Source organism: Streptomyces durbertensis (assembly GCF_014156695.1).
Taxonomy (GTDB): Bacteria; Actinomycetota; Actinomycetes; order Streptomycetales; family Streptomycetaceae; genus Streptomyces; species Streptomyces durbertensis.
The window spans coordinates 1-9,039 of the sequence record NZ_WMLF01000211.1 but is presented as its reverse complement, the minus strand read 5'-3'; the positions used below and the strand labels follow the sequence as shown (position 1 = coordinate 9,039).

The 9,039-nt window shown below is 71.9% G+C and carries 7 protein-coding genes; all 7 read left to right on the top strand.

What is annotated here, in order from left to right:
* The coding region (locus GL263_RS15325; RefSeq protein ID WP_182856267.1) for an acyl-CoA dehydrogenase family protein at positions 1-1,576 on the top strand (1,576 nt) is incomplete at its 5' end.
* Between the two features lie 103 nt (positions 1,577-1,679).
* Positions 1,680-2,963 (top strand): 1-deoxy-D-xylulose-5-phosphate reductoisomerase, encoded by a 1,284-nt coding sequence (gene dxr / locus GL263_RS15320; RefSeq protein ID WP_182856266.1) that lies wholly within the window; start codon positions 1,680-1,682, stop codon positions 2,961-2,963.
* Positions 2,960-4,264, top strand: coding sequence for a M50 family metallopeptidase (locus GL263_RS15315; protein ID WP_182856265.1), 1,305 nt, complete (start codon positions 2,960-2,962; stop codon positions 4,262-4,264). Before dxr ends, GL263_RS15315 begins: the two co-directional genes overlap by 4 nt.
* Before the next feature lie 162 nt (positions 4,265-4,426).
* Complete coding sequence (gene ispG, locus GL263_RS15310) at positions 4,427-5,578, top strand: flavodoxin-dependent (E)-4-hydroxy-3-methylbut-2-enyl-diphosphate synthase (protein ID WP_182856264.1); 1,152 nt, start codon at positions 4,427-4,429, stop codon at positions 5,576-5,578.
* 134 nt (positions 5,579-5,712) lie between these two features.
* Positions 5,713-6,570 (top strand): GNAT family N-acetyltransferase, encoded by an 858-nt coding sequence (locus GL263_RS15305; protein ID WP_182856263.1) that lies wholly within the window; start codon positions 5,713-5,715, stop codon positions 6,568-6,570.
* Positions 6,571-6,632: 62 nt separating this feature from the next.
* The gene (locus GL263_RS15300) at positions 6,633-7,169 is read left to right on the top strand and encodes a GNAT family N-acetyltransferase (protein ID WP_182856262.1); all 537 of its coding nucleotides are present in this window, start codon (positions 6,633-6,635) and stop codon (positions 7,167-7,169) included.
* Between the two features lie 96 nt (positions 7,170-7,265).
* On the top strand, positions 7,266-8,963 hold the full coding sequence (locus GL263_RS15295) for a proline--tRNA ligase (RefSeq protein WP_182856261.1): 1,698 nt from the start codon (positions 7,266-7,268) through the stop codon (positions 8,961-8,963).
* The last annotated feature ends 76 nt before the right edge of the window (positions 8,964-9,039 follow it).

Here is a 9,039-nt window from a genome sequence, read left to right as displayed (position 1 = left end):
CTACTACAACAAGGCGCTCGCGCTCATCGGTTCGGTCAGCCCGGCGGTGAGCGCGCTCCTCTCCGCCCACCAGTCCATCGGCGTGCCGCAGCCGCTGAAGGCGTTCGGCACCGACGCGCAGAAGGCCGAGTTCCTGCCGCGCTGCGCCCGCCACGACATCTCCGCCTTCCTGCTCACCGAGCCGGACGTCGGCTCCGACCCCGCCCGGCTGGCCACCAGCGCGGTCCGCGAGGGCGACGAGTACGTCCTGGACGGTGTGAAGCTGTGGACCACCAACGGCGTCGTCGCCGACCTGCTCGTGGTGATGGCCCGGGTCCCCGCCCACCCGGACGGCCCCGGCGGCATCACCGCCTTTGTCGTCGAGGCGGACTCCGAGGGCATCACCGTGGAGAACCGCAACAGCTTCATGGGGCTGCGCGGCATCGAGAACGGCGTCACCCGCCTCCACCGGGTGCGGGTACCGGCCGCCAACCGGATCGGAGCCGAGGGCGCCGGCCTGCGCATCGCGCTGACCACCCTGAACACCGGCCGGCTCTCCCTGCCCGCGATGTGCGTGGGCGCCGGCAAGTGGTCCCTGCGCATCGGCCGCCAGTGGGCCGCCGAACGCGTCCAGTGGGGCCGCCCGGTGGGCCGCCACGAGGCCGTCGGCGCCAAGCTCTCCTACATCGCCGCCACCACCTTCGCGCTGGAGGCCGTGCTCGACCTCTCCTCCCAGATGGCCGACGAGGACCGCAACGACATCCGCATCGAGGCCGCCATCGCCAAGCTGCACGCCTCCGAGGCGGCCTGGCGGATGGCCGACGAACTCGTCCAGATCCGCGGCGGGCGCGGTTACGAGACCGCCGAATCCCTCGCCGCACGCGGCGAACGCGGCGTCCCCGCCGAGCAGTTGCTGCGAGACCTGCGCATCAACCGGATCTTCGAGGGCAGCACCGAGATCATGCGGCTGCTCATCGCCCGCGAGGCCGTGGACGCCCACCTCAAGGTCGCCGGCGACCTCATCGACCCCGACAAGCCGCTGGCCGACAAGGCCCGCGCGGGCGCGAAGGCCGGCGGCTTCTACGCCCGCTGGCTGCCCCGCCTCGTCGCCGGAAGCGGACAACTGCCCTCGGCATACGCGGAGTTCGGCCAGCTCGCCGGCCATCTGCGGTACGTGGAGCGGCACTCCCGCAAGCTCGCCCGCGCCACCTTCTACGCGATGTCCCGCTGGCAGGGCAGGATGGAGACCAAGCAGGGGTTCCTCGGCCGGATCGTGGACATCGGCGCCGAACTCTTCGCGATGAGCGCGGCCTGCGTCCGGGCCGAACACCTCGCCGCCCGGGGAGAGGACGGCCGGGCCGCCCGCCAACTCGCCGACGCCTTCTGCCGGCAGGCCCGCGTCCGGGTGGACGAGCTGTTCGACCGCCTCTGGAACAACACCGACGACCTCGACCGCAAGGTGGCCCGCGGCGTCCTCGACGGCGCCTACACCTGGCTGGAGGAGGGTGTCATCGACGCCTCCACGCCGGGGCCGTGGATCGCCGAGACCCCGTCGGGCCCCTCCGAGGCGAAGAACGTGCACCGTCCGATCCCCTGAACCCGTCCCGCTCCATGGCCCAGAGCCCGGGGCCCGCCCCGCGCCCCGGGCCGTACGCCGATGCGCCGTCCGGGTCACCCCGGCCACCGGTGACAATGGACCCATGACGGAACCCCTCGCCGAACCCGCTCCGCTCGCCGACCCGCACACCGGCTACCCGGCGGCGCAGCAGACCGTCCACGGCGGCCCCCGCGACATCGTCATCCTGGGATCCACGGGATCGATCGGCACGCAGGCCGTGGACGTCGTCCTCAGCAACCCCGACCGCTTCCGGGTGACGGCCCTGTCCGCCGGCGGCGGACAGGTCGAGTTGCTGGCCGACCAGGCGCACCGGCTGGGAGCGGGGACCGTCGCCGTCGCGCGCGAGGAGCAGGCGGGCGCGCTCCGCGAGGCGCTGCGCGCCCGGTACGGCGCCGGCGCCGCGCTGCCCGAGGTGCTGGCCGGCCCGGACGCCGCCACCGAACTGGCCGCCTCCCCCTGCCACACCGTGCTCAACGGCATCACCGGTTCCATCGGGCTGCGGCCCACGCTCGCCGCGCTGGAGGCCGGGCACGTCCTCGCGCTCGCCAACAAGGAGTCGCTGATCGTCGGCGGCCCGCTGGTGAGGGCGCTGGCCAAGCCCGGCCAGATCGTCCCCGTCGACTCCGAGCACTCCGCCCTCTTCCAGGCGCTCATGGGCGGCACCCGCGCCGAGGTCCGCAAGCTGCTGGTCACCGCGTCCGGCGGGCCGTTCCGCGGCCGCTCCCGCGCCGAGCTGGCCCGGGTCACCCCGCAGGACGCGCTCGCCCACCCGACCTGGGCGATGGGCCCGGTCATCACGGTCAACTCCGCCACCCTCGTCAACAAGGGGCTGGAGGTCATCGAGGCACATCTGCTGTACGACATCCCGTTCGAACAGATCGAGGTCGTCGTCCATCCGCAGTCCTACGTCCACTCGATGGTGGAGTTCACCGACGGCTCCACGCTCGCCCAGTGCGGCCCGCCGGACATGCGGCTGCCGATCGCGCTGGGCCTCGGCTGGCCCGAGCGGGTGCCCGACGCCGGCCCGGTCTTCGACTGGCGCAAGGCCATGAGCTGGGAGTTCTTCCCCCTCGACGACAACGCCTTCCCGGCTGTGCGGCTCGCCGCGCACGTCGGCGGGCTGGGCGGCACGGCACCGGCCGTCTTCAACGCCGCCAACGAGGAGTGCGTGGACGCCTTCCTCACCGGCGGGCTGCCGTTCCCCGCGATCGTGGATACGGTGGCCGCTGTGGTGGAGGAACACGGCACCCCGTCCGGAACCGGACTCACCCTCGACGACGTCCTGGACGCGGAGCGCTGGGCGCGTGCCCGCGCACGCGAGCTGGCGGAAGGCGCCCGGATGAGCACAGCGGAGGACCGCGCATGACCACACTCATGACCCTGGTGGGCATAGCGGTCTTTGTCGTCGGCCTGCTGTTCTCCATCGCCTGGCACGAGCTCGGCCACCTCTCGACGGCCAAGCTCTTCGGCATCCGCGTCCCGCAGTACATGGTCGGCTTCGGACCGACGCTGTGGTCCCGCCGCAGGGGCGAGACCGAGTACGGCATCAAGGCGATCCCGCTCGGCGGCTACATCCGGATGATCGGCATGTTCCCGCCCGGCGACGACGGCAGGATCAGGCAGCGCTCGACGTCCCCCTTCCGGGGCATGATCGAGGACGCCAGGGCCGCCGCGTACGAGGAGATGCAGCCCGGCGACGAGAAGCGGCTGTTCTACACCCGCAAGCCGTGGAAGCGGCTCATCGTGATGTTCGCCGGCCCCTTCATGAACCTGGTGCTCGCCGTGGTGATCTTCCTCGGCGTGCTGATGAGCTTCGGCATCAACACCCAGACCACCACCGTCGCCAGCGTCTCCGACTGCGTCATCCCGGCAAGCGCCCGCACCGACACCTGCCCCAAGGACGCCCCCGACACCCCGGCCAAGGCCGCCGGACTGCGGGCCGGCGACACCATCGTCGCCTTCGACGGCCGGCCGGTCTCCGACTGGGGCGACCTCCAGGCCAGCATCCGCGCCGCCGACGGCCCGGTCACCCTCACCGTCGAACGCGACGGCGAGCGGAGGACCCTGGAGGCCACCCCGATCAAGAACAAGGTCCTCAAGACCGACGGCCGGGGCGGCTACGTCGAGGGCGAGTACGTGACCGCCGGCTTCCTCGGCTTCGCGCCCGCCTCCGGCATCGTGCCGCAGGCCTTCCCGCAGGCCGTCGACACCATGGGCGGCATCGTCAACAACGGCTTCCAGGCGCTGATCGCGCTGCCGTCGAAGATCCCCGCCCTGTGGGACGCCGCGTTCAACGGCGGCGAGCGCGCCCAGGACTCCCCGGTGGGTGTCGTCGGCGCGGCCCGGGTCGGCGGGGAGATCGTCACGCTCGACATCCCGCCGAGCCAGCGGGTGGCGACGATGCTGTTCCTGCTCGCCGGCTTCAACCTGTCCCTGTTCCTCTTCAACATGCTTCCGCTGCTGCCGCTGGACGGCGGCCACATGGCGGGAGCCGTCTGGGAGTCGGCACGCCGCGGCCTCGCCAAGGTCTTCCGCCGTCCCGACCCGGGCCCGTTCGACGTGGCCAAGCTCATGCCGGTCGCCTACGTGGTGGCGGGCCTGTTCATCTGCTTCACGCTGCTGGTGCTCGTCGCCGACGTGGTGAATCCGGTCAGACTGGCCGGCTGAGCCGCCGTGCGGGGGCGTGAGTACGCGCCCCCGCACGGCGGCCGCCGGCCGGCCGCGGCCGAGACGGCACGGTGTGCTTCGCGCGCACCGCGTGCCGTAGTCTCAGATGCCGGGGGAGCCCGCTGTTCCGGGCCCGCGAAACACACCTTGGGGTAACGCAAGATGACAGCGATTTCGCTGGGAATGCCGTCCGTACCGATCAAGCTCGCCGAGCGGCGCAAGAGCCGCCGGATCCAGGTGGGCAGCGTCGCCGTCGGCGGCGACGCACCGGTCTCCGTCCAGTCGATGACAACCACCAGGACGTCCGACATCGGAGCCACGCTCCAGCAGATCGCCGAGCTCACCGCGTCCGGCTGCCAGATCGTCCGGGTGGCCTGCCCCACCCAGGACGACGCCGACGCGCTGCCGGTCATCGCGAAGAAGTCCCAGATCCCGGTGATCGCGGACATCCACTTCCAGCCCAAGTACGTCTTCGCCGCCATCGACGCCGGCTGCGCCGCCGTCCGCGTCAACCCCGGCAACATCAAGCAGTTCGACGACAAGGTCAAGGAGATCGCCGCGGCGGCCTCCGCCGCGAACGTGCCGATCCGGATCGGCGTCAACGCCGGCAGCCTCGACAAGCGGCTCCTGCGCAAGTACGGCAAGGCCACCCCCGAGGCCCTGGTGGAGTCCGCGCTCTGGGAGTGCTCGCTCTTCGAGGAGCACGGCTTCCAGGACATCAAGATCTCGGTCAAGCACAACGACCCCGTGGTCATGGTCAACGCCTACCGGCAGCTCGCCGCCCAGTGCGACTACCCGCTGCACCTCGGCGTCACCGAGGCCGGCCCCGCCTTCCAGGGCACCATCAAGTCCGCCGTCGCGTTCGGCGCGCTGCTCTCCGAGGGCATCGGCGACACCATCCGGGTCTCGCTCTCCGCGCCGCCGGTGGAGGAGATCAAGGTCGGCAACCAGATCCTGGAGTCGCTGGGCCTGCGCGAGCGCGGCCTGGAGATCGTCTCCTGCCCGTCCTGCGGCCGCGCCCAGGTCGACGTCTACAAGCTGGCCGAGGAGGTCACCGCCGGTCTGACCGGCATGGACGTCCCGCTGCGGGTCGCTGTCATGGGCTGCGTCGTCAACGGCCCCGGCGAGGCCCGCGAGGCCGACCTCGGCGTCGCCTCCGGCAACGGCAAGGGCCAGATCTTCGTCAAGGGCGAGGTCATCAAGACCGTGCCCGAGTCGAAGATCGTCGAGACGCTGATCGAGGAGGCGATGAAGATCGCCGAGCGGATGCAGGAGGACGGCGCCAGCGGCTCCCCCGAGGTCTCCGTCAGCTGACCCGCAGGGGTCTGTGTCAGCTGACCGCCGCCCCACCGGCTCCCAGGGGGCCGATCGCGCGCCGGAACCGCCCGGTCGGCGGTACAGTGCCAGGACCGCACAACGTCCGCCGCAGACGTAAGGCACCGCCGCACGTGTTGACGACCGCTTCCACCAGGGCCCTCGATCCCAGCGATCTGGACGAGGCCCTGGCCGTCCTGGACAAGGCCCCGGTCGACAACGCCTTCGTGACCGCCCGGGTCCGCGCCTCCGGCCTGGACCCGTGGCGGCTCGGCGGCGAGATGTGGGGCTGGTACCGGGCCGGCCGACTGGAGTCCCTGTGCTACGCCGGGGCCAACCTCGTCCCGGTCTGCGCCGGACCGGAGGCCGTCCAGGCCTTCGCCGAACGGGCCCGCCGCCAGGGCCGCCGCTGCTCCTCCCTCGTCGGTCCGGCCGAGCCGACCGCCGCCCTGTGGGCGCTGCTGGAGCCGCACTGGGGCCCCGCCAGGGAGGTGCGGCCCCACCAGCCGCTCATGGTCACCGACCGGGAGTCGACCGCGGTCGAAGCCGACCCGTACGTCCGTCGCGTCCGCAAGGACGAGATGGAGCGGATCATGCCGGCCTGCGTCGCCATGTTCACCGAGGAGGTCGGCGTCTCCCCGCTCGCCGGCGACGGCGGCCTCATCTACCAGGCCCGCGTCGCCGAACTCGTCGGAGGCGGCCGCGCGTTCGCCCGCTTCGCCGGCGACGAGCAGGGCGGGGGAGTGGTCTTCAAGGCGGAGATCGGCGCCGTCACGCCGCAGGCGTGCCAGATCCAGGGCGTGTGGGTGGCCCCCGAGTACCGCGGCCGCCGGCTCTCGGAGACCGGCATGGCCGCCGTCCTGCGGTACGCGCTCCGCGAGGTCGCTCCGGTCGTCAGCCTCTACGTCAACGACTACAACACCGCCGCTCGGGCGTCCTACCGCCGGGTGGGCTTCACCGAGGTCGGCGCCTTCATGAGTGTCCTGTTCTAGCTGTACGGGTGTCCTTCTCCAGCGATACGAGCGTGCCGCGCCGAGCGCAGTAGGGTTCACCCATGCAGCATGACGTCGCGGTGGGCCACCTCGACCTGGCCGCCCGCGTCGACGAGGCGCTCGCGGTGCAGGCACTGGCCTTCGGTCTCAGCCCCGAGGAGGTCGCGGTGCGCCGGCACATCGTGCTGCGCCACCTCGTCCACCCGGGCGCCCGCGCGCTCGGCGCCACCACCCCCGCCGGCAGGCTCGTCGGCTTTGTGTACGGCCTGCCCAACGACCGGCACCAGTGGTGGTCGACCGTCGTCGAGCCCTACCTCCACCGCGAGGGCAACAGCTCCTGGCTGGACGGCTCCTTCACCATCACCGAACTCCACGTCCACCCCGACTACCAGCGCCGGGGCCTGGGACGCCGACTGATCACCGAGATCACCGACGCCGCGAGCGAGGACCGTTCCCTCCTCTCCGCGATCGACACCGAGAGCCCGGCGCGGGCCCTCTACCGCCACCTCGGCTACCGCGACCTGGCCCGCGGCGTGGTCTTCCCCAGCGCCCCCAGCCCGTACGTGGTCATGGGGGCTGAGCTGCCACTGCGGCGCTGAACCCATTACGCTCCTTGTCCACGCTTTTGTCAGCACGCTTCACCCGCCAGTACCCCACCCGATTCACCGAGCACGGTCCGCAACAGGAGAAACCCCATGGCTGCCCGAGTCCAGCGTCTGTCCCGCTCCATGCTGAAGACGCTGCGCGATGACCCGGCCGACGCCGAGACCCTCAGCCACAAGCTGCTGGTCAGGGCGGGCTACGTCCGCCGCACCGCCGCCGGCGTGTGGACCTGGCTGCCGCTGGGCAAGCAGGTCCTGGAGAACGTCACCCGCGTGGTACGCGAGGAGATGGACGCGATCGGCGCCCAGGAGGTCCTGCTCCCGGCCCTCCTGCCCAAGGAGCCGTACGAGGCGTCCGGCCGCTACGAGGAGTACGGCGACCTGCTCTTCCGGCTGCGCGACCGCAAGGGCGCCGAGTACCTGCTCGGCCCCACCCACGAGGAGATCTTCACCCTGGTCGTCAAGGACCAGTGCACGTCCTACAAGGACCTGCCGGTGATGCTCTACCAGATCCAGACCAAGTACCGGGACGAGGCCCGCCCCCGGTCCGGCATCCTGCGCGGCCGCGAGTTCCAGATGAAGGACTCCTACTCCTTCGACATCTCCGACGAGGCACTGGCCGAGTCCTACCGGCTGCACCGCGAGGCCTACACCCGGATCTTCGAACGCCTCGGCCTGGACTACCGCATCGTCTCCGCCGTCTCCGGCGCCATGGGCGGCTCGGCGTCCGAGGAGTTCCTGGCCCCCGCCGAGGCCGGCGAGGACACCTTCGCCGACTGCCCGGCCTGCGACTTCGCCGCCAACACCGAGGCCGTCACCACCACCGTCGCCCCCGTCGAGGGCGCCGACCACCCGGCCGTCGAGGAACTCGACACCCCCGACACCCCCACCATCGAGACCCTCGCCGAGTTCCTCGACGTGCCGGCCTCCGCCACGCTGAAGAACCTGCTGGTGAAGGTGGACGGCGAGATCACCGCCGTCGGCGTCCCCGGCGACCGCGAGGTCGACCTCGGCAAGCTCGCCGAACACCTGGCCCCCGCCGAGGTCGAACTCGTCACCGCCGAGGACTTCACCGGCCGACCCGACCTCGTGCGCGGCTACGTCGGCCCGCAGGGACTCGACATCCCCTACCTCGCCGACCCGCGCGTCGCCGAGGGCACCAGCTGGATCACCGGCGCCAACAAGCCCGGCAAGCACGCCCGCAACGTCGTCTGCGGCCGCGACTTCACCGTCGACCGCTACCTGGACGTCGTGGTCGTCGAGCCCGGCGACCCCTGCCCGTCCTGCGGCTCCGGACTGCGCCTCGACCGGGCCATCGAGATCGGCCACATCTTCCAGCTCGGCCGCAAGTACGCCGACACCTTCGCGCTGGACGTGCTCGGCCCCGAGGGCAAGCCGGTCCGCGTCACCATGGGCTCCTACGGCATCGGCGTCTCCCGCGCGGTCGCCGCGCTCGCCGAGCAGACCGCCGACGATCAGGGCCTGTGCTGGCCCAAGGAGATCGCCCCCGCCGACGTGCACGTCGTCGCCGCAGGGAAGGCCGTCCAGATCGAACTCGCCCTGGACGTCGCCGACAAGCTCGCCGCGGCCGGCGTGCGGGTCCTGGTCGACGACCGGCAGGGCGTCTCCCCGGGTGTGAAGTTCACCGACGCGGAGCTGGTCGGTGTGCCGCAGATCCTGATCGTCGGGCGCGGCGCGCCGAAGGGTCTCGTCGAACTCAAGGACCGCCGCAGCGGCGAGCGCGAGGAGCTGACCGTCGAGGAAGCCCTCAAGCGCCTCGCGGACGCCTGACCAGCGAGGTCGCCGGACGGGCTGCGCATAGCCCGTCCGGCGATCGAGGACCGGGGGTCTGGGGGCTGGCCCCAGG

Excerpts from the sequence above, each read along its gene's own strand:
- dxr (WP_182856266.1), top strand. The coding sequence starts at position 1,680 with ATGACGGAACCCCTCGCCGAACCCGCTCCGCTCGCCGACCCGCACACC.
- GL263_RS15315 (WP_182856265.1), top strand. The coding sequence starts at position 2,960 with ATGACCACACTCATGACCCTGGTGGGCATAGCGGTCTTTGTCGTCGGC.
- ispG (WP_182856264.1), top strand. The coding sequence starts at position 4,427 with ATGACAGCGATTTCGCTGGGAATGCCGTCCGTACCGATCAAGCTCGCC.
- GL263_RS15300 (WP_182856262.1), top strand. The coding sequence starts at position 6,633 with ATGCAGCATGACGTCGCGGTGGGCCACCTCGACCTGGCCGCCCGCGTC.
- GL263_RS15295 (WP_182856261.1), top strand. The coding sequence starts at position 7,266 with ATGGCTGCCCGAGTCCAGCGTCTGTCCCGCTCCATGCTGAAGACGCTG.